This window comes from Streptomyces sp. NPDC058579 (assembly GCF_042718575.1).
GTDB lineage: Bacteria > Actinomycetota > Actinomycetes > Streptomycetales > Streptomycetaceae > Streptomyces.
Genome location: NZ_JBHXPI010000013.1, coordinates 131,937 through 150,855, shown reverse-complemented (window position 1 = coordinate 150,855; position 18,919 = coordinate 131,937). Strand labels below are relative to the sequence as shown.

Below are 18,919 nucleotides of genomic sequence, written 5' to 3'. Positions count from 1 at the left end.
TGGGGGGGGGGCCTGGGCGGCGTCGGGTGGCGGTGCAGCTGTTCGGGGCGGGAGGGGAGCGGGGGGGGGGGGGGCCGCCGCCGCCGGCTGGTCGCCCACGGCCGCCGCCGCGATGGACGGCGCCTGGGAGCGGGCCGCGCAGCGCGGGGACCAGCGGGCGCGGGGCCTTGATCTGCTCGCCGTCATCGCCGCGGACCCGGAGAGCAGGGCCGTCGAGGTGCTCGGCCGGGCCGGGGTCGATCCGGGCGTTCTCGCCGACCGGATCGGGGAGCTGTCTCAACAGGTGTGACGGGGGTGACGCTCCTGACGCCGTCCTGTCATGATGGCCGGATGCACGCGTCTCAGGGGAGAAGCGCCGGCCTGGGACTTGCCCTGGCCTCGGCCTTCGCATTCGGTGGTTCAGGTGTGGCGGCGAAGCCGCTCATCGAGGCGGGGCTCGACCCGCTCCATGTGGTGTGGCTCCGAGTCACCGGCGCCGCGCTCGTCATGCTGCCCGTGGCCTGGCGCCACCGCGACCTCCTGCGGCGCAAGCCGGCGCTGCTCGCCGGATTCGGCCTCCTCGCCGTGGCCGGTGTCCAGGCGTTCTACTTCGCCTCGATCTCGCGGATCCCGGTCGGCGTCGCGCTGCTCATCGAGTACCTCGCCCCCGCGCTCGTCCTCGGCTGGGTCCGCTTCGTCCAGCGCCGGCCCGTCACGCGCGCCGCCGCGCTCGGCGTCGTCCTCGCCGTCGGCGGCCTCGCCTGTGTCGTCCAGGTCTGGTCCGGACTCACCTTCGACCTGCTCGGACTTCTTCTGGCGCTCGGCGCCGCGTGCTGCCAGGTCGGCTACTTCGTCCTGTCCGACCATGGCGGCGACGAGTCCGACCCGGTGGACCCGCTGGGCGTCATCGCGTACGGACTCCTCATCGGCGCGCTCGTCCTCACCGTGATCGCCCGGCCGTGGGGGATGGACTGGTCCGTGCTCGGCGGCGACGCGGACATGAACGGTACGGGCGTGGCCGCCTGGCTGCTCCTCGGCTGGATCGTGCTGATCGCCACCGTCCTCGCGTACGTCACCGGCGTCGTCTCGGTCCGCCGCCTCTCGCCGCAGGTCGCCGGTGTCGTCGCCTGCCTGGAGGCCGTCATCGCGACGGTCCTGGCCTGGGTGCTGCTCGGCGAACACCTGGGGGCGCCGCAGATCATCGGCGGCGCGGTGGTCCTCTTCGGCGCGTTCATCGCCCAGTCGTCGACGCCGAAGGCGGCGTCGGTGGAGCCTGTGGCGGGCTCCGGGCGGACCAAGGAATCCGAGTTGTCCGGCGGGCGGGCCGGAGCCTAAGGTGGCGATCATGCATTCGACCGTGCTTCCGCCTCCTGCCGCTTAGGCGCGGGTGGCGTTTCTCTGACGAAGACCGGGCTCGGGTAGTCCCCGAGCGGTTCGTCGCTGCCCGCGTGCGGAGTTGAGCGACCACATCACCCTGTTTTCGTACGGAGACGCACGTGTCGAATTCTTCGCTGTCCTCGTCCGTGGCGGCCATGCCTGCCGTCGGGCGGAGTCTGCTCTATCTGATCGTCGCCGGAATCGCCTGGGGCACCGCGGGTGCCGCGGCCTCGCTGATCTTTCGGGTCAGCGACATGGGGCCGCTGGCGCTCTCCTTCTGGCGGTGCGCCGGTGGGCTTGTGTTGCTGCTCGGGGCGCTGGCTCTGAGGCCGCGTCGGGGTGCCGGCGTGGTGGCCGAGCCTCGCCGCAGGCGGTTGATCCGGATCCTCGGTACTGGGGTCGGGCTGACCGTTTTCCAGAGCGCCTACTTCGCCGCCGTCGAGGCCACCGGGCTCGCGGTCGGCACCGTCGTCACCCTCGGCGCCGGCCCCGTCCTGATCGCCGTCGGCGCCCGGCTCGGCATGGGCGAACGGCTCGGGCGCGGGGGTGCCTTGGCCGTGATCGGTGCGCTCTTGGGGCTTGGTGTGCTTGTTCTCGGTGGGGAGGGCGGCGAGGTCAGGCCCCTTGGGGTGGGGCTTGCCTTGCTCTCGGCCGCTGGGTACGCGGCGATCACGCTGCTCACTCGGTGGCTCGGGCGGGACGGGGGCGGCTCGGACGCTCTGTCCACGACCACGTGGGCCTTCGCGATCGGTGCGGTCGGGCTGCTGCCGATGGCTCTCCTGGAGTCGCCTGGGGGGCTGCTGCCGCGGACGGGGCAGCCCGTGGAGGTGCTCGTGCTGGTCGTGTACGTGGCGGCGGTGCCTACGGCGCTTGCTTACGCGCTGTACTTCGCCGGGGCGGCCGTCGTCAGGGCCGCCACGGTGTCGGTGATCATGCTCCTTGAGCCGGTGAGCGCGGCCGTGATCGCCGTATTGGTGCTGGGGGAGGAGCTGGCCGCCGCCACGGTGGTGGGCACGTTGGTGCTGCTCGCGGCGGTGACGGGGCTCGCGCTCGCCGAGGCGCGGTCGGCCGCGGTGCGGCGGCGGGTCGCCGCCGCACCGGCCTAGACCGAGCTCGCGGGGCGTCGGCGTAGCTGGTGGGTTGCCGCCTCTGCGTCGCCCCTCGCGGCGCGAGTCGTCAGGCCCGCCACGATCGCGTCCTGTACCGGTTCCGGCTTGTGGTTCGCGTACTTGAACTTGGCGCGGACGTCCGTCACGTCGAGGCGTACGCCCCGGAGGCCCGCCAGGAGGCGGCCGAAAGGGGCCTCGCCCGGCGCGACCGGGGCGGTGCCGCCCTCCGGCTGGAAGTGGGCGACCTGGCGGTTGAGGAGTTCCGCCTTCTCCGCCGGGTCGTCGACCACGTGGGCCGTGCAGCGCAGTTGGACTGCGGCGTAGAAGGAGGTCGGCGTCCCGTGTTCGGGCGGGGATCCCTCGGGGGCCGCCCACGGGCCCGGGACGTAGGCGTAGTCGTCGACCACGCTCAGGAGGACCGTGGGGTTCTCCTCCAGTGCCCGCCACAGGGGGTTGGGGCGGGCGAGATGGGTGAGTACCTGCCCGTAGGGGCCGGGCTCGGCTTCGTACCGGAAGTGCAGCGGCTGCACCCACGGCGGCTCGCCGGGCAGTCCGTTGACGGCGAGCTGGCCGAAGTCGTGCCGGGACAGCCACGCGCGCCACTCGTCGGGGTCGTGGGCGGCGTCCCAGGGGTGGATCAGCATGGTGGGTCGTCCTCAGTCGGGGGTCAGTCGGTCCTCGGTCGGTTCTCGGTCGGTTCTCAGTCAGTGGTCAGGTAGGCCGGCAGGGCGATCGACGGGTCCAGGTCGTCCGCCGGGATCGGGGTTCCGTAGGTCTTGCGTACCGGGACCACGCCGGACCAGTGGGGGAGCGTCGCGTCCTCCGGGTCGTCGTTCGGGCCGCCCGTGCGGAGCTTGGCGGACACCTCGTCGAGGTCCAGGCGCAGGACGGCCGTCGCAGCCAGCTCCTTGGCGTTGGCCCGGCGGGAGTCGTCGGCGCGGCCGGGAACGACCTGGTCGACCAGGGCGTCGAGGGCCGTGCGCAGCTCCTCGGGGTCGGTGACCTGGCGGGCCGTGCCGTGGACCACGACGGAGCGGTAGTTCATGGAGTGGTGGAACGCCGACTTGGCCAGGACCAGGCCGTCGACGTGCGTCACCGTCAGACAGACCGGCAGCCCGGGAGCCTCCTCGGCCGAGCCCGCCATGCGCGAGCCCGCCATCCGCAGCGGGCGCGAGCCGGTGGAGCCGTGGACGTAGAGGCGGTCGCCGATCCGGCCGTAGAGCGTCGGCAGGACGACGGGCGCGCCGTCGCGGACGAAGCCGAGGTGGCAGACGTACGCCTCGTCGAGTATCGAGTGCACCAGCGCCCGGTCGTACGAGGCGCGGTCGCGGGAGCGGGTCGGGACGGTCCGCTCGGTCGGCTCGTAGGAGTCTGTCGTCGTCGCCGTCGTCATTGCCATCTCCATTGCACTAGTGCATAATGTTGTTTGTGCTAGGAGAGTATCGGATCGAAGGTCGTCGCGCATCGGACATTGCCGCCAGCGTCGAGCGCGGGGTCGGTACGGGTGCGCTGGCGCCCGGTCAACTGCTGCCGCCCATGCGTGAGTTGGCGGGCGTTCTCGGTGTGAACCCGAACACGGTCGCCGCCGCGTACCGGACCCTGCGCGAGCGCGGGGTCATCGAGACGGACGGGCGGCGGGGCAGCCGGGTGCGGGCCAAACCCGCGACGACGGCCCGCGGGTCGATCCGGGTGGAGGCGCCGCCGGGCGTACGGGACGTCAGCCGGGGCAACCCCGACCCGGAGCTGCTGCCCCCGCTCGGTGCGGCGTTCGCCGAGGCCGCGCGGCGGGAGGCGGAGCGGCCCGGGCTGTACGGGGAGGCCCCCGTGGACGAGGGGTTCGCGCGCCTCGCGCGCGCCGCGCTCGACGCGGACGGGGTCCCCGACGGGCCGATCGCCGTCACCTCGGGGGCGCTCGACGCGATCGAGCGGGTCCTCGCGGTCCACCTCAGGCCAGGCGACGCGGTCGCCGTCGAGGACCCCGGGTGGGGGAGCCTCCTCGACCTCGTACCCGCCCTCGGGCTGCGGCCGGTGCCGATCCCGGTCGACGACGAGGGCCCGCTGCCCGCGGCGGTGGCGGGGGCGCTGCGGGACGGGGCGCGCGCGGTGATCGTCACCGACCGGGCGCAGAACCCGACCGGAGCGGCCGTGAGCGCGGAGCGCGCCGAGGCTCTGCGCCGCGTGCTCGCGGACCACCCGGACGTGCTGCTCGTCGAGGACGACCACGGGCACGGCATCGTCGACCTGCCGCTGTCGCCGCTGGCGGGGGTGACCCGCCACTGGGCCTTCGTGCGGTCCGTGGCCAAGGCCTACGGGCCCGACCTGCGGGTCGCGTGCCTGACCGGCGACGCCGAGACCGTCGACCGGGTCCTCGGGCGCCAGCGGCTCGGCCCCGGCTGGGTCAGCAGGATCCTCCAGCGCGCGGTCGCCCACCTGTGGGCCACCGGGGCGGTGGACGCGGCGGCCGTCGCCGGGGCGTACGCGGCGCGGCGCGACCGGCTCGTACGGGCCCTGGAGCGGCGCGGGGTCGAGGCGTACGGGCGGAGCGGCATGAACGTGTGGGTCCCGGTCGCCGACGAGACGGGCGCGGTGACCCGCCTGCTCGGCGCCGGGTGGGCGGTGGCTCCCGGCGCCCGTTTCCGCCTCAGCGCCGGGCCCGCTGTCCGGATCACCGTCTCCGGCCTGCGGGAGGCGGACATCGAGCCCTTGGCCGACGCGGTCGCGAACGCGTCGGGACCAGCGCCGGCCAGGAGCTACGGCTGAGGGCTGAGGGCTGAGGCTTCGGGGCGGGGTTCTTAGGTGCGGGCTGCCGGGTGGCGGTCCGGTGCCGGGGTCGGTGCCGGTGTCGTGGCCGGTGTCGGTGTCGGTGTCGTGGGAGTCGCTCCGGCGATCGGGTGGGGCGTGGGCTTCGGGTGTCTTGACGGGGCTCGGCGCTGGGTCAGGGCCGCGCCCGCGAGGACGATCACCGCGCCGACCGGGGTGTTCCAGGCGAGCTGCTCGTCCAGGAGGGCCACGCCCGCCGCTGTGGCGATCACCGGGATGAAGTACGTGACCATCGACGCCGTCGTCGGGCCGACCTCGGCCACGACCCCGTACTGCAGGAGCATCGCGTACCCCGTGCCGAGCGCGCCCAGGGCGATCACGGCGAGCAGCGGAACGACCTCGACCGACGACGGGAGCGACGTGAACAGCGGAGTCACCACGGCCAGTTGGAGTGTCGCGAGCCCCACCTGGGTGCCGGCGAGCGAGAGGTTCGACGCGCCCGTGCCGGCCAGCGTGCGGCGGACGTAGATCCAGCCGACCGCGTAGCTGAAGGAGGCGAGCAGGGCCATCACCGTGCCCGTGACGTCAAGGCCGGAGAAGCCCTGCCAGGCGCCGAGCACCGTCAGGACCCCGATGAAACCGATGCCGAGCCCCGCCGCGCGCACCCGCGTCGGGCGGTCCTCGGAGAGCGCGACCAGCGAGAGGACCATGCCCCACAGGGGTGTCGTGGCGTTGCAGATGCCCGCGAGCGTCGAGGGAATGGTCAGCTCGGCGTACGAGAAGAGCGAGAACGGAAGCGCGTTGAGCAGGAACGCGGCCACCGTCAGATGGAGCCAGGTGCGCCGACCGCGCGGCAGCCGCTCGCGCTTGATCAGCATCGCGACGGCCAGCACCGCCGTACCGAACAACAGGCGGCCGAAGGTCACCTGGAACGGCGCGAACCCCTCCGTACCGACCTTGATGAAGACGAAGCTGAAGCCCCAGATCAGGGCCAGCACGCCGAAGCGGACCCGCCAGTCGAGAAGGCGTGAACGGCGGGTGGGGGAGGCGGGGGAGGTTGGGGAGGCGAGGGAGGTGGCAGAGGCGGGGTCGGCGGGCGGAGAGGTCGCGGAGCTCATGCCCTCAAGGGTGGATGCTTCAACCTCGTAGAACAAGCGAGATTAAGTGAAGCTCTCCCCTTAGTATTGCTTACATGTTGAACCTGGAGCGCTTGCGGACCCTGGACGCCGTCGCACGGCACGGATCGGTCAGCGGTGCGGCCGACGGCCTGCACGTCACCACCTCGGCCGTGTCGCAGCAACTGTCCAAGCTGGAGCGGGAGATCGGTCAGCAGCTGCTGGCCAAGAACGGCCGGGGTGTCCGGCTCACCGACGCCGGGCTGCTGCTCGCCGAGCACGCGGCGCGCATCCTGTCGCAGGTGGAGCTGGCCCAGGCGGACATCGAGGCGCAGCGCGGACAGGTGGTCGGCGAGGTGCGGATCGCGGCCTTTCCGACGGCGGCGCGCGGGCTGCTTCCCAGTGCCCTCGCCGCGCTGCGCACCGCTCACCCCGATCTCCGCGTGAAGACCACCGAGCTGGAGCCGGAGCAGGGCATCCGTGAGGTCCTGCGGGGCGACGCCGACCTTGCGATCGTCCTGGACTGGAGCAATAAGAGGGCCCCGGTACCGGGCGGGCTCGAACGCGCCCACCTCCTGGACGACGCGGCGGACGTCGCCGTGCCCGCCGGGCATCCGCTGGCCGGGCGGGACGAGGTGGACCTGATCGACTTCGGCGACGACGACTGGGTCTCCTGGCCCGAGGGCGAGTTCTGCCACGACTGGCTGATGTTCACCCTGCGCTCGCAGGGTATGGAGCCGCGCATCGCCCATCTCGCGGGGGAGCACCACACCCAGCTCGCGCTGATCGCCGCCGGGCTCGGGGTGTGCGTCACCCCGCGCCTCGGTCGCGTACCGACCCCGGAGGGGATCGTGTTCATGCCCGTACGGCAGAAGGTGAAGCGGCACATCTACGCGACCTGGCGCAGCGACGCCGACCGGCGGCCGTCCATCCGGGCGGCGGTCGAGGCGCTGCAGGGTGTCGGGGGGCCGCTGAGCCTCTGAGACGCGGGGGCCGCAGGTTGTGAGGTGTCGGGTGCCGGGTGGCAGGTCTCGGGTGGGCAGGTCTCGTCTCAGAGGGAGGACAGCTTGCGGAAGTCCCAGGACGCGACGGCGTCCGGGGTCAGCTTCAGCCAGGCGTGCCGGCCGTCGTGCGGCATCACGTCCAGGTCGAAGTTCTTGGCGGCGAACAGCCTTTCCGGCACGTCGAGTTCGGGGCACGGCTCGCCGGCGCGCGGGGCCTCGCCGACGAAGACGGCCGTGCCCGACAGCTCGGCGCCCCGCAGCTCTCCGTACTCCACCCCGTCGTCGACGACCACCGCGATCCGCGGATCCGCGCGCAGCTCAGCCCAGCGGCGGCTCCTGGTGATCGAGTAGAGCCAGAGCGAGGTTCCGTCCCAGACGAACCAGAGGGCGCCGACATGGGGGCGGCCGTCCGCGGAGACGGTCGCGACCCGGCAGGTGCGCTGCTCGGTGAGGAAGCTGTCCAGCTCTTCCGGGGTCATCATGATCCGGCGTCCACGGCGCTGTGCGACGGTCATCGTCCGCCCCTTTTCTGTCATTCCGACGGAGTCCAATGGATTCTGATGGAGTGTCAGAAATCATGGATGCTCTTCCCTCCTGGGGCAAGGGTGGCTAGCCTCCCCCGCCCGGAGTGCGCCAGACAGCGGCGCGGGGGACAGGGAGGCGATCATGGCCAGTGCGAAGCAGTGGGCGCAGCTCCAGGAGCAGCTCGAACCGGCCGGAACGGTGCTGCTCACCGTCGAGTGCCAGCAGGGAGTCGTCGGACGGGACAGTGCCCTGCCCGAACTTGCCACCGCCGCCCGCTCGTCGGGCGCGCTGGCCAACGTCGCGCGGCTGGTCGCGGCCGCGCACGAGGCCGACGTGCAGGTGCTGCACGCGGTCGCCGAGCGCCGACCCGACGGGCGCGGAGCCAACACCAACGCCCGGCTGTTCCGGGCCGCTTCCCGGCTGCCCGTCCAACAGCACAGCGGGAGTACGGCGGTTCGGATCGCGGAACCCATCGAGATCTCCGAACAGGACCTGGTCGTACGGAGGTTGCACGGGCTCTCGCCCCTCGCCGGGACCGATGTGGACCCGCTGCTGCGCAACCTCGGCTGCCGCACGCTCGTCGTCACCGGCGTCTCGGCCAACGTGGCGATCCCCAACGCCGTCTTCGACGCGGTCAACCTCGGATACACCGTGGTCGTGCCCGGGGACGCCATCGCGGGGGTGCCGGCCGACTACACCCCCGCGATGATCCGTCACACGCTCGCGCTCGTCTCCACCGTCACCACCACCGAAGACGTGCTGAGCTGCTGGAAGAGCCCGAGGCGCGTCACGCGAGCGTGAAGAGCCTGAGGCGCGTCACGCGCACGTGAAGAGCCCGCGGCGCGTCACGCGAACGTGATCGAGTCCCCCTCCACCTTGATCGGGGTCGGCGGCAGCGGCGCGGTGGCGGGGCCGCCCTTCACGCTGCCGTCCGACACGTCGAACTTGCTCTGGTGGCACGGGCACGTGATCACCCCGTCGGCGACACCACTGACCGCGCACCCCTGGTGCGTGCACTTGGAGGAGAATGCCTTGAACTCGCCCGCCTTCGGCTGGGTGATCACCACGCCCTGACCGTCGAGGACCTTGCCGCCGCCCACCGGGATGTCCGCCGTCTTCGCGAGCGCGGCCCCGGCCTCCTGTGGCGCGTCCGCCCCGCCGCCGCTGCCCTTGTCGTTCGTGCCGCCGCCTCCGCAGGCGGTCAGCGCCGCTGCCAGGCCCGCGCCACCCGCTGCCGCGACGACCGTCCGACGTGCCACACCACTCATTCGCACTCCCCTTGCGTTCCGATCGGTTCCGCATCGGTTTCGACGGGACCAGTTTCGATCTCCTTGTGGAGTGAGTACGCGCCGGCGAACCGAAACGTTCAACCCGCCGACGAGTCGGCGCGCAGGGCCGCCAGGACTTCGCCCGCGAGGGCGACCGGGTCGCCGGCCGGACGCGTTGGGTACGTCGCGTGACCGCGCGCCCAGGCGTCGTCCACCGCGAACCAGTCGACAGCGGCCGGAGCCGTACCGCTCACCAGGGCACGGTCGAGACCCGCGAAGTACGTCCGCCAGCGCGGCCCGTACAGGTCCTGGAGGAGCCCGGACCACTCGCGGTTGGCGTAGTCACGCAGGCCGCCCTCGCTCGGCACGCGGTCGCCCCAGGTCGTCAGGATCGAGCGGGCGTCGTACTCGAGCCGGTCGCGCTCGGCGGCGTCCGCGCCCCAGGACCGGGCGTCGGTGAGCCACGGCCCGAGCAGGAAGCGCCGGTCGGAGCCGACCAGCCGGCCGAGCAGCTCGATGTCGGCGTTCCACTCGCCCACCAGGGCTCGGAAGCCGGCCAGGTCCTTGGCCTCGTACGCCGTCCTGATCCGGGGAAGGAGGACACGGCTGCGGTTGGTGAGCGCCTGGCGGGCCACGTCGACCAGGTCGTAGCGGTACGCGTCCGTGGTCCGCAGCGCCGGGGCCACCTGGAGCAGCTCCGCGAGCGCGCCTTCCACGCTCGCCGCGTCGTAGCGCATCACGGACGGGCTCCACCGCGCGGCGCGGACCGCTGTGAGACTCGGGCGTGCGGTGAACAGGCTGTCCTGCGGCTCGCTCCAGCTGCCGGACGGCATGCTGTACGGGCCGAGGCGCAACTGCTCCCAGGCGGCGGCCGCGTGCGGGTCCTCCCCTCCGTAGCGGCGGGCTGCGTACGCGGCGAACCAGGACGCCTGGTCGATCGGCTCGTGCTGCCAGGCGAGTTCGGTGAACAGGTCGAAGGCAGCGGGGCTGCCGCCGGTGGCCTCCGGCAGGTACGCGATGCCGCGCAGCGCGCTGTCGGGCTTCGCCAGCCACGCGTGGAAACGGCTCAGCCACGCACCGGTGTTGGCACCGAGGCCGCTGTGGCCTCCGAAGTTGGGGATCGTGCCGAAGGCGTAGGGCGTACCGCCCCAACGGGTCTCCCGGTCCAGGTCGTCGTACCGGTCCGAGAGGCCGTCGACGACGAGGACCCGGCTGCGGTCCACCCCGTCGAGGAGGGCCGTCGACGGGTTGCTCTGCCAGCCGAGCATGACCCAGGTGGCGCCGGGATGGGCGCTCTCCAGGGCCTGTTGGACCGCGCCGGCCGCGCTCGGGACGTCGACAGCACCCGCGCTGCCGCCCTCGTGCAGCAGGTCCATCTTGAACATGTCCGTGGCGCCGAACTTCTCCTGCTGCACGCGGTAGAAGGTGGCGGCCACCTGGTCGAAGAGCGGTCCCGTCGGGTCCAGCCAGTCCGGGCGCTCGAACCCCACCCAGTTGCCCTGCGGCACCGTGACCGCGCCCGGGTTGCGGTCGGCGAAGCCGGACGGCACCGTACCGAAGAAGCCCGGCAGGACAGGGGTCATGCCCAGCGCGCGCAGCCGGTCGGCGATCCTACGGCCCAGTTGCGCGCGGGCGTCGACGAGTTGGTGGGAGACCGGGCCGGCGAAGCCGGACAGGTTCTGCAGCAGCCACCAGCCCTGATGGGCGGGACCGGGGATCCACGCGCGCAACTCGGCCTGGCTGTAGCCGAATTGCTGGAAGGTCTCGTAGTACGTGTACTCGGCGCCGGTCGGGACGAAGACCTCGTTCACGCCGTGCAGCGCCAGCAGGTCGATGTCGCGCTGGTACGAGGCGAAGTCCCGGTACGCGCCGGAGTAGCCCTCGTCGGTGTCGTTCAGGGCGTAGCGGTGGGGCACGCTCGCCGTGCGCGTGATCTCGCCGTCGACCGCGGGGAGCGTGGCGGGCAGGCGGCCGAGGCTGTCTCCGGGCCAGCCGATGTCGACCCCGGCGACGTGCTCCAGGTACCACCCTGCGCCGGTGAGCAGTGTGGCCGGTGACGTGCCCCGTACGACGATGGCCCCAGTCCGGCCGGAGACGGCGAAGGAGTCCTCCTCCGAGCCGGCCCCCCGGGGGATCGGGACGAGCGTGAACTGCGCGGCGCGGGAGGGCAGCAGGCGCTCCAGGGCGGCGCGGGCGGGGGCGGTGTCGAAGGCGGGGGCCTTCTGGGCGGGGGCTTGCTGGCCGGGGGCTGCGGATTCTTGCCCGGCGGTGGCCGTCCGGGGGCCGGCGGCGGTGGTCGGTGCGGCGGGGAGCGCCAGCGCGGTCGTCGCGGCCAGCGCCATGACGGTAAGCGTCCTGCGGACTCGAAGGACCAGGTGACTGCCCATCCAGCTCTCTCCTCGGAGTGATTGACGCATGATCAGCTCACTCTCCGACGAACGACCGGCCCCGCGCCGCAGGCGGAGCCGGTTTCAGGTGGCGCTCATCCGTGCGGGTGCAGCACCGGACGCAGCGGACGCACCGGACGCGCCTGGCGTCCGGTGACGTGCTTCCCGCAGGTCGGGGTGCTCGCGGCGCGAGGCCGGGTAGGTGGCGCGAGGCCGCGTAGTCAGCGCACGGCCTGCTTCACCAGCTCGGCGACGTGCGCCTCCACCTCGGGCGTGACCTCCGTCAGGGCGAAGCCCGCGGGCCACATGGGGCCCGCGTCCAGTCGCGCCTGGTCGCTGAAGCCGAGGGTCGCGTAACGCGCCTTGAACTTCTCCGCGCTCTGGAAGAAGCAGAGGACCTTGCCGTCCAGCGCGTAGGCGGGCATGCCGTACCAGAGCTTCGGCGCGAGGGCCGGGGCCGCGGCGGTGATGACGGCGTGGAGGCGCTCGGCCATCGTCCGGTCCGAGTCCTGCATCTCGGCGATCTTCGCGAGCACGTCGCGCTCCGCCTCCGCCGCCTTGTCGGCGCGCGAGCCGCGCCGCGCCGCCGCGCGCAGCTCCTGCGCGTGGTCCTTCATCGCGGCCCGCTCCTCGGCCGTGAAACCCTCGTACGCCTTGCTCGTCGTGTTGCTCGTGGTGCTGGTCATGGCTACTCCCTCGTGGTGGGCCGGCGGCCCGTTCGCTGTGGTCATACTCTCGCCCGGCGGGCGTACCGGCCGCCTCCGTGCTGACCACGGAATCCACCACGGAGGACCGGTCGGTGGCGAGGGAACCGTGGAGACTGGATTTCGCTCTCGTAGGGCGAGTTCGAGGGAGGCCGGGATGATGAGCGACATCACGAGCACGAGCATGAGCATGGGCATGAGCCCGAGGCGCCCGGGAGGGCTCCAGGTGGCCTGGGCGGTCACGCTGGCCGCCGTGGCGGCGGAGGTGGCCGTCTGGTTCCTGGGCGCCTTCGTCGTCGCGCCCACGGGGCTCGACGAATTGACCGAGTTCGCGGGGCGCGGGGAGGCGGTCACGCGGCTCGCCGTCTCGGGCGTTGTCCTGGCCGTCCTTCTGGGCGTCTGGGTGGCCGTCGCGCTGTGGATGCGGGCCGGACGTGGATGGGCCCGGATCGTCCTGACCGTCATCGGCGCGGGGCTTCTGCTGTTCCGGGTCGGTGACTTCAGCATGGACGGCGTGGAGCCGGCCTGGTGGGCCGCGTTCAACGCCCTGCCCGACCTGCTGGCCGCGGCCGCGATCGTCCCGATGTGGCTGCCCGCGAACCGGGCTCGCCCACGCCCCGTCACCTGACCCCTTTTCAGGGGCCGGTCTCAGCGGTCGAGTTCTTTGTGGGCGGTCTCCGGCAGCCGGAGGTACACCGCAGAGGAGACCAGGCAGAGGCCCGCGACGTACCAGGGGAAGAGACCCGGCCGGTCCAGCTCCTTGAAGAGCGTGCCGACGTACGGGGCCGTTCCACCGAAGACGGCGACCGTCAGCGAGTACGGGAAGCCGATCCCGGCCGCGCGGACGCGGGCGGGGAACAACTCGGCGTTCACGGCCGCCGAGATCGACGTGAACCCGGTCAGCAGCACCATGCCCGCGCACTGCACCAGCAGGAGCGAGCCGAACGAGCCGTCGAGGGAGCGCAGCAGCGGTACGCCGAGCAGGGCGAAACCGACGCCGAAGAAGAGCAGGAGCGGCTTGCGCCCGAACCGGTCGGAGAGCAGCCCGCCGACCGGCTGGAGCAGGGCGAAGAACGCCAGCGACAGGGTTCCGGCGAGCAGCGCGTCCGCCTTGTCGATACCGGTGTTGAGCTCCGCGTACGTCGGGAGGTAGGAGGTCCACGTGTAGTACGCGAGGGTTCCGCCCGCCGTGATGCCGCAGATCAGCAGCGAGGCGCGGGGATGGCGCCGCAGTGCCTCGAAGAGGCCCGGTCGGGGCGCGTCCTGCCGCTCGACGTCGTGGGTCTCCTCGGCGCCGCGGCGGATCCAGAAGCCCGCGAGGCTCAGGACGGCTCCGAGGAGGAAGGGGATCCGCCAGCCCCAGCCGTTCATCCCGTCGTCCCCGAGCACGGCGACGAGCAGGGCGGCCGTCCCGGAGGCGGCGAGCTGTCCGGCGGAGGTGGAGACGTACTGGAAGGACGAGAAGAGTCCGCGCCGCCGTGGCCCGGCGGACTCGACGAGGAAGGTGGTCGAGGCCGCGAACTCCCCTCCCACCGAAAGCCCTTGGAGCAGCCGGGCGACGACGAGCACGACGGGCGCGAGGACGCCGGCGGCCGCGTACGTCGGGGTGAGGCCGACCAGCAGGCTGCTGCCGCCCATGAGGAGGATGGTGGCGGTGAGCGCGGTCCGCCGGCCGCGCCGGTCCGCCACGGCGCCCATGAGGAGCCCGCCGACGGGCCGCATGAAGAAGCCGACGGCGAAGACGGCGAACGTCGACAGGAGCGGGACGAGGGAGTTGCCGGAGCTCTTGGGGAAGACCTGGTTCGCGATGTAGGCCGCGAGGAAGGTGTACGCGTACCAGTCGTACCACTCGACCGCGTTGCCGACGGAGGCCGCCAGCAACTGACGCAGCGGGCGCGGGGGCGGGACGGCAGTGGGGCGGCCGGGGACGGGTTCGAGGCCGACGGAGGGGGTGTCTGTCATGATCACGACCTGCCCCGACAAGGCACTCCATACGCCCAAGATCCAGCCGACTCCCTGGCCTCGGGCCGGCGGGCCTTGGGCCGATCGGCTCAGGCGCGGCGCGCCTCGTCCGGCTTCGCGCCACCGTGTGAAGTGATCCGGCCATGGAACAGTGTGACGACCCGATGCTCCCCCGTCTCCCGGAGCGGGCGCCGTGAGCACCCCCGGGCGCGGGGACGCGCAGGGAAGCGGCCGCTACGGCGAGGCGGTGTTCCGCCCCGAACAGGCGGGCGAAGGTGAGCGCATCGATTTCGGGGCCCTCGCGTACGACGACATCACGATGGCCCGGCTCCGCGCCCTGGGGGCGGGCCCCGGGTGGCACTGCCTCGACGTGGGCGCCGGCACGGGCACGGTCTCCCGCCGCCTGCTGGAGGAGGCCGGGGTCGAGTCCGTCCTCGCGGTGGACCGCGACGTACGCTTCCTCCGCGCGCGGCCCGCACCGGGGCTCGACGTACGGGAAGTCGACGTCACCGCCCCGGACTTCGCCCCCGGCCGGTTCAGGCTCGTCCACGCGCGCTTCGTCCTGATGCACCTCCCCGAACACGAGCGCCTCATCGGCCGCCTCGCCGAACTCGTCGCACCCGGCGGCGTGCTGGTCCTCAGCGACGCGATCGACCTGACGAGCGACCGGACGCCTGACACGCCGTACACGGAGGTGATGCGCGCGATGTGGCGGGGACTACGGGACACCATCGGCACCGACATCTCCTGGGTACCGTCGTACCCGCAACTGCTGAGCGGAGCCGGGCTCGTCCCTGTCGCCGCCGAGATCCACGTCCCGCCACTGGAGCCCGGCAGCCCCATCAGCCGCTTCTGGGCGGACACTTGGGAGCGCAGCCGCACCGCGATGCGCGCCACCGGCCTCGTCGACGACGCGTCCGTCGACACGGCGATCCGCTACGTGGACTCGGAGGAATGCGCGTCGCTGTCGGCCGGCATGCTCACCGCGTGGGGGCGGAAGCCGGGGCTGGGTACGGCGAGCGACTGAAGGCCGCCCGCCGAATACGCAAGTGGACAACGCATGTTCGATTGCGTAACGATGGCGCTTTCTTCAAAGGCCGGTGCGACTGCTGTCATTGCCGGGGGATGGCCGCAGAAGAGGGTGGAGTAATGGCGAAAGCCGAGTTCTATGTGTCGGCCGATGTGGAGGCCGACGGGCCGGTGCCCGGGCCGTTCTCGATGTCGAGTTTCGGGCTCGCCGTCGCGGGGGTGCATGACGGGGAGGGGTTCAAGGCCTTCGATCCAGCCGAGCGGACCTTCTACGCCGAGCTCAAGTCGATCAGTGACAGCTTCGACCCGGAGGCCCTCGCGGTCAGTGGGCTGGATCGTGGGCGGTTGGTTCGGGAGGGGCGGGAGCCTGCGGAGGGGATGAATGCCGCGGCTGCCTGGCTCGGCGAGGTGGCCGAGGAGTTGGGGGCCGTTCCGGTGTTCGTCGCGTATCCGCTGGGGTACGACTGGATGTGGATGTACTGGTACTTCATGCGGTTCGCGGACACCGGCTCGCCGTTCGGGCACTCCCGCTGCATGGACATCAAGACGCTGTACGCCGCCAAGGCCGCCGTGCCGGTCAATCGGGCGACGAAGAGGTCGATGCCAAGCCATCTGCTGTCCTCGCGGGCCCATACGCACAACGCCCTGGACGACGCGATCGAGCAGGCCGAGCTGTTCCAGAACCTGATGCTGTGGGGCGCCGACGCCTGAGTCGTGACGGTCGGGCGGCGGATAGCCTGGGGCGATGCTTACAGAAGTGACAGCGACCCGGTATGTCACGCCCTTGCGTGAGGGTGGATCGCTCCCGGGCATCGTCGAGGCCGACGACCTCGGTACGTACGTCATGAAGTTCACCGGCGCCGGGCAGGGGCGGAAGACGCTCGTCGCCGAGGTCGTCTGCGGGCAGCTCGCGCGGCGGCTCGGGCTGCGGGTGCCCGAGCTGGTCGGGATCCAGCTCGATCCCGTCATCGGGCTCTCCGAGCCCGACCAGGAGGTGCAGGAGCTCCTGAAGGCCAGTGGTGGGCTCAACCTCGGGATGGACTATCTGCCCGGGTCCCTCGGGTTCGATCCGCTCGCCTATGAGGTGGACTCGCGGGAGGCGGGCAGAGTCGTCTGGTTCGACGCCGTGATTAACAACGTCGATCGGTCCTGGCGCAACCCCAACATGCTCGTCTGGCACGGCGACCTCTGGCTGATCGACCACGGCGCCACCATGATCTGGCACCACAACTGGCCCGGCGCCCAGGCCTCCGCGGCCAAGCCGTACGACGCCTCCGACCACGCCCTCGCGCCGTTCTCGCCGGACGTCGCCGCCGCCGCTGCCGAGCTCGCGCCGCTCGTCACGCGGGAGCTCCTGGAGGAGGTCGCCGCCGACGTGCCCGACGAGTGGCTCGTCGACGAGCCCGGGTTCGACAGCACCGACGCGCTGCGCCGGGCCTACGTGGAGGCCCTGCTGCCGCGCGCCGCGACCATCCACGAGCGCATCACCCTCGGCCCGCGCGTCGAGCGCGGGCCCGCGCAGCCGCCCGGCTGGCTCGCCGAGCGCCTAGCCCCCCGGCCGCACCCCACCGAGAAGGACCGCACCACGTGACCGACCGCGATGTCTTCGAGTACGCGCTGCTGCGCGTCGTGCCACGCGTCGAGCGCGGTGAGTTCTTCAACGCCGGCGTGGTGGTCTACTGCCGCGCCAAGTCCTTCGTCGCCGCCCGGACCCATCTCGACGAGGGCAAGCTCCGCGCGCTCGACCCGGGCGCCGATGTCGTCGGCGTACGGGCCGCTCTGCACGCGGTCGAGGGGGTCTGCCTGGGTGGCGAGGACGCCGGGCAGGCGTCCCGTGACGATGCGGGGCGGCGGTTCCGGTGGCTCATCGCGCCCCGGTCGACGGTCGTCCAGCCCGGGCCCGTGCATACCGGTCTGACCGTCGATCCCGAAGTCGAGGTCGACCGGCTGCTCGACCTCCTTGTGCGCTGAGTGAGCCGGTGCACCCGGTGTGCCGTTGACACCGGGTGCCAGGGCTTCTAGCGTCTCGTCTGCGAAGGTGCTAAGCGGTCGCTCATGTGAGTGAGGGACGCACCGAGCGGGCCGCTGTCAGGGATGATCCAAGGGCGAGGAGAATCAGCATGTCGACCACCGAGCAGCGCGTAGCCGTCGTCACCGGCGGGGCGCGGGGCATTGGAGCGGCGACCGCCGTACGGCTGGCCGCGGAGGGCCGCGCCGTCGCCGTACTCGACCTCGACGAGGCGGCCTGCAAGGACACCGTCGAGAAGATCACCGCCGCCGGTGGCACCGCCATCGCCGTCGGCTGCGACGTCTCCGACAGTGCCCAGGTCGAGGCCGCCGTCGCCCGCGTTGCCACCGAGCTCGGCGCGCCGACGATCCTCGTGAACAACGCGGGTGTGCTCCGCGACAACCTGCTCTTCAAGATGTCCGAGTCCGACTGGGACCTGGTCATGAACGTCCACCTCAAGGGCGCGTTCCTGATGGCCAAGGCCTGTCAGAAGCACATGGTGGACGCGGGCTTCGGCCGCATCGTCTCGCTCTCCTCGTCCTCCGCGCTCGGCAACCGGGGCCAGGCGAACTACGCGGCGGTCAAGGCCGGTCTGCAGGGCTTCACCAAGACCCTCGCCAAGGAGCTGGGCAAGTTCGGCATCACGGCCAACGCCGTCGCCCCGGGCTTCATCGTCACCGAGATGACCGCGCAGACCGCCGAGCGCATGGGCATGGGCTTCGAGGACTTCCAGGCCGCGGCCGCCTCCATGATCCCGGTCCAGCGCGTCGGCAGGCCCGAGGACGTCTCCAACGCCATCGCCTTCTTCACGGGGGACGACGCCGGCTTCGTCTCCGGCCAGGTCATGTACGTGGCCGGCGGCCCGCTCAACTGACGCCCGCGCGGGAAGAGGAGACGTACATGAGCACGAAGGAACTGCCCGAGCTGTCCGGCAAGGTCGCCCTCGTCACCGGCGCGAGCCGGGGCATCGGCTACGGCGTGGCCGAGGCCCTCGTCGCCCGCGGCGACCGGGTCTGCATCACGGGACGTGGCGAGGAGGCCCTCAAGGAGGCCGTCGAGCAGCTCGGCTCCGACCGGGTGATCGCCGTACCAGGAAAGGCCCACGACGAGGCCCACCAGGCCGCCGCCGTCGCGGCGACCATGGAGGCCTTCGGCCGGGTCGACTTCCTGGTGAACAACGCCGGGACGAATCCGGTATTCGGCCCGATGGCCGATCTCGACCTGAATGTCGCCCGCAAGGTCTACGAGACGAATGTGATCTCGGCGCTCGGATTCGCCCAGCAGACCTGGCACGCCTGGCAGAAGGAGCACGGCGGCGCGATCGTGAACATCGCGTCCGTCGCCGGCGTCTCTCCCTCGCCGTTCATCGGCGCGTACGGAATGAGCAAGGCGGCCATGATCAATCTGACCCTCCAGCTCGCGCACGAGTTCGCGCCAGTCGTGCGGGTCAACGCGATCGCCCCGGCGGTGGTGAAGACGAAGTTCGCTCAGGCTCTCTACGAGGGCCGGGAGGCCGAGGCGGCCGCCGCCTACCCGCTGGGGCGGCTCGGCGTCCCGGAGGACATCGGGGGCGCCGCCGCGTTCCTCACGTCCGACCAGTCGGACTGGATCACGGGCCAGACTCTCGTGGTCGACGGGGGGATTTTCCTCAACGCCGGTGTCGGGTGACCGGTATCCGGACACTCACCTGAA

Annotated in this window: 20 protein-coding genes and 1 pseudogene; 13 read left to right on the top strand and 8 right to left on the bottom strand. The window is 72.0% G+C overall.

What is annotated here, in order from left to right; all coding sequences use genetic code 11:
• From ACFWRO_RS18145 to ACFWRO_RS18135, 3 genes and pseudogenes are all read left to right on the top strand, one after another.
• Positions 1 to 289: pseudogene (locus tag ACFWRO_RS18145) on the top strand (hypothetical protein); the annotation flags it as partial.
• 41 nt (positions 290 to 330) lie between these two features.
• Positions 331 to 1,314: a DMT family transporter gene (locus ACFWRO_RS18140; protein ID WP_384511207.1), complete on the top strand. Its 984-nt coding sequence runs from the start codon at positions 331 to 333 to the stop codon at positions 1,312 to 1,314.
• A gap of 197 nt (positions 1,315 to 1,511) precedes the next feature.
• Entirely contained in the window at positions 1,512 to 2,462 is a 951-nt protein-coding gene (locus ACFWRO_RS18135) for a DMT family transporter (protein WP_384511266.1), read from the top strand.
• On the opposite strand, the gene ACFWRO_RS18130 is transcribed toward ACFWRO_RS18135, so the two are convergent.
• Together ACFWRO_RS18130 and ACFWRO_RS18125 are read right to left on the bottom strand one after the other, a co-directional pair.
• The gene (locus tag ACFWRO_RS18130; protein WP_384511205.1) at positions 2,459 to 3,109 is read right to left on the bottom strand and encodes an FMN-binding negative transcriptional regulator; all 651 of its coding nucleotides are present in this window, start codon (positions 3,107 to 3,109) and stop codon (positions 2,459 to 2,461) included. The genes ACFWRO_RS18135 and ACFWRO_RS18130 overlap by 4 nt on opposite strands.
• Before the next feature lie 56 nt (positions 3,110 to 3,165).
• Positions 3,166 to 3,864, bottom strand: coding sequence for a pyridoxamine 5'-phosphate oxidase family protein (locus tag ACFWRO_RS18125; protein ID WP_384511203.1), 699 nt, complete (start codon positions 3,862 to 3,864; stop codon positions 3,166 to 3,168).
• A gap of 29 nt (positions 3,865 to 3,893) precedes the next feature.
• Between ACFWRO_RS18125 and ACFWRO_RS18120 the strand changes: the two genes are divergently transcribed.
• A complete protein-coding gene (locus ACFWRO_RS18120; protein WP_384511200.1) occupies positions 3,894 to 5,225 on the top strand; it encodes an aminotransferase class I/II-fold pyridoxal phosphate-dependent enzyme in 1,332 nt (443 codons plus the stop codon).
• 32 nt (positions 5,226 to 5,257) lie between these two features.
• On the opposite strand, the gene ACFWRO_RS18115 is transcribed toward ACFWRO_RS18120, so the two are convergent.
• The gene (locus ACFWRO_RS18115; protein WP_384511197.1) at positions 5,258 to 6,343 is read right to left on the bottom strand and encodes a DMT family transporter; all 1,086 of its coding nucleotides are present in this window, start codon (positions 6,341 to 6,343) and stop codon (positions 5,258 to 5,260) included.
• Between the two features lie 74 nt (positions 6,344 to 6,417).
• On the opposite strand from ACFWRO_RS18115, the gene ACFWRO_RS18110 reads away from it, so the two are divergent.
• A complete protein-coding gene (locus ACFWRO_RS18110) occupies positions 6,418 to 7,323 on the top strand; it encodes a LysR substrate-binding domain-containing protein (protein ID WP_384511194.1) in 906 nt (301 codons plus the stop codon).
• Positions 7,324 to 7,391: 68 nt separating this feature from the next.
• Here the strand turns inward: ACFWRO_RS18110 and ACFWRO_RS18105 are convergent, their stop codons facing one another.
• On the bottom strand, positions 7,392 to 7,859 hold the full coding sequence (locus ACFWRO_RS18105) for a pyridoxamine 5'-phosphate oxidase family protein (RefSeq protein ID WP_384511191.1): 468 nt from the start codon (positions 7,857 to 7,859) through the stop codon (positions 7,392 to 7,394).
• 151 nt (positions 7,860 to 8,010) lie between these two features.
• On the opposite strand from ACFWRO_RS18105, the gene ACFWRO_RS18100 reads away from it, so the two are divergent.
• A complete protein-coding gene (locus ACFWRO_RS18100) occupies positions 8,011 to 8,670 on the top strand; it encodes a cysteine hydrolase (protein ID WP_384511188.1) in 660 nt (219 codons plus the stop codon).
• Between the two features lie 44 nt (positions 8,671 to 8,714).
• Here ACFWRO_RS18100 and ACFWRO_RS18095 read toward each other — a convergent pair whose 3' ends face one another.
• The 3 genes from ACFWRO_RS18095 to ACFWRO_RS18085 form a co-directional block, all read right to left on the bottom strand.
• The gene (locus tag ACFWRO_RS18095) at positions 8,715 to 9,137 is read right to left on the bottom strand and encodes a Rieske (2Fe-2S) protein (protein WP_384511185.1); all 423 of its coding nucleotides are present in this window, start codon (positions 9,135 to 9,137) and stop codon (positions 8,715 to 8,717) included.
• Between the two features lie 98 nt (positions 9,138 to 9,235).
• The gene (locus ACFWRO_RS18090; protein ID WP_384511182.1) at positions 9,236 to 11,524 is read right to left on the bottom strand and encodes an alpha-N-acetylglucosaminidase; all 2,289 of its coding nucleotides are present in this window, start codon (positions 11,522 to 11,524) and stop codon (positions 9,236 to 9,238) included.
• Positions 11,525 to 11,745: 221 nt separating this feature from the next.
• On the bottom strand, positions 11,746 to 12,210 hold the full coding sequence (locus tag ACFWRO_RS18085) for a hypothetical protein (protein WP_384511179.1): 465 nt from the start codon (positions 12,208 to 12,210) through the stop codon (positions 11,746 to 11,748).
• Between the two features lie 178 nt (positions 12,211 to 12,388).
• On the opposite strand from ACFWRO_RS18085, the gene ACFWRO_RS18080 reads away from it, so the two are divergent.
• Complete coding sequence (locus ACFWRO_RS18080) at positions 12,389 to 12,856, top strand: hypothetical protein (RefSeq protein ID WP_384511176.1); 468 nt, start codon at positions 12,389 to 12,391, stop codon at positions 12,854 to 12,856.
• A gap of 20 nt (positions 12,857 to 12,876) precedes the next feature.
• Here ACFWRO_RS18080 and ACFWRO_RS18075 read toward each other — a convergent pair whose 3' ends face one another.
• The gene (locus ACFWRO_RS18075; protein ID WP_384511173.1) at positions 12,877 to 14,190 is read right to left on the bottom strand and encodes an MFS transporter; all 1,314 of its coding nucleotides are present in this window, start codon (positions 14,188 to 14,190) and stop codon (positions 12,877 to 12,879) included.
• Positions 14,191 to 14,383: 193 nt separating this feature from the next.
• Here ACFWRO_RS18075 and ACFWRO_RS18070 point away from each other — a divergent pair, with 193 nt between their 5' ends.
• From ACFWRO_RS18070 to ACFWRO_RS18045, 6 genes are all read left to right on the top strand, one after another.
• Positions 14,384 to 15,217, top strand: coding sequence for a class I SAM-dependent methyltransferase (locus ACFWRO_RS18070; RefSeq protein ID WP_384511170.1), 834 nt, complete (start codon positions 14,384 to 14,386; stop codon positions 15,215 to 15,217).
• Positions 15,218 to 15,315: 98 nt separating this feature from the next.
• Positions 15,316 to 15,930, top strand: coding sequence for an exonuclease (locus tag ACFWRO_RS18065; RefSeq protein WP_384511167.1), 615 nt, complete (start codon positions 15,316 to 15,318; stop codon positions 15,928 to 15,930).
• A 34-nt stretch (positions 15,931 to 15,964) separates the two neighbouring features.
• Entirely contained in the window at positions 15,965 to 16,810 is an 846-nt protein-coding gene (locus tag ACFWRO_RS18060) for a HipA family kinase (protein WP_384511164.1), read from the top strand.
• On the top strand, positions 16,807 to 17,190 hold the full coding sequence (locus ACFWRO_RS18055; RefSeq protein ID WP_384511161.1) for a DUF3037 domain-containing protein: 384 nt from the start codon (positions 16,807 to 16,809) through the stop codon (positions 17,188 to 17,190). Before ACFWRO_RS18060 ends, ACFWRO_RS18055 begins: the two co-directional genes overlap by 4 nt.
• 149 nt (positions 17,191 to 17,339) lie before the next feature.
• Positions 17,340 to 18,101 carry a 3-oxoacyl-ACP reductase FabG gene (gene fabG, locus ACFWRO_RS18050; protein ID WP_384511158.1) on the top strand — a complete coding sequence of 254 codons (762 nt, stop codon included), beginning with the start codon at positions 17,340 to 17,342 and terminating at the stop codon, positions 18,099 to 18,101.
• Between the two features lie 26 nt (positions 18,102 to 18,127).
• Positions 18,128 to 18,895, top strand: a complete 768-nt coding sequence (locus ACFWRO_RS18045) for an SDR family oxidoreductase (protein ID WP_384511155.1) — start codon at positions 18,128 to 18,130, stop codon at positions 18,893 to 18,895.
• Positions 18,896 to 18,919 lie beyond the last annotated feature (24 nt).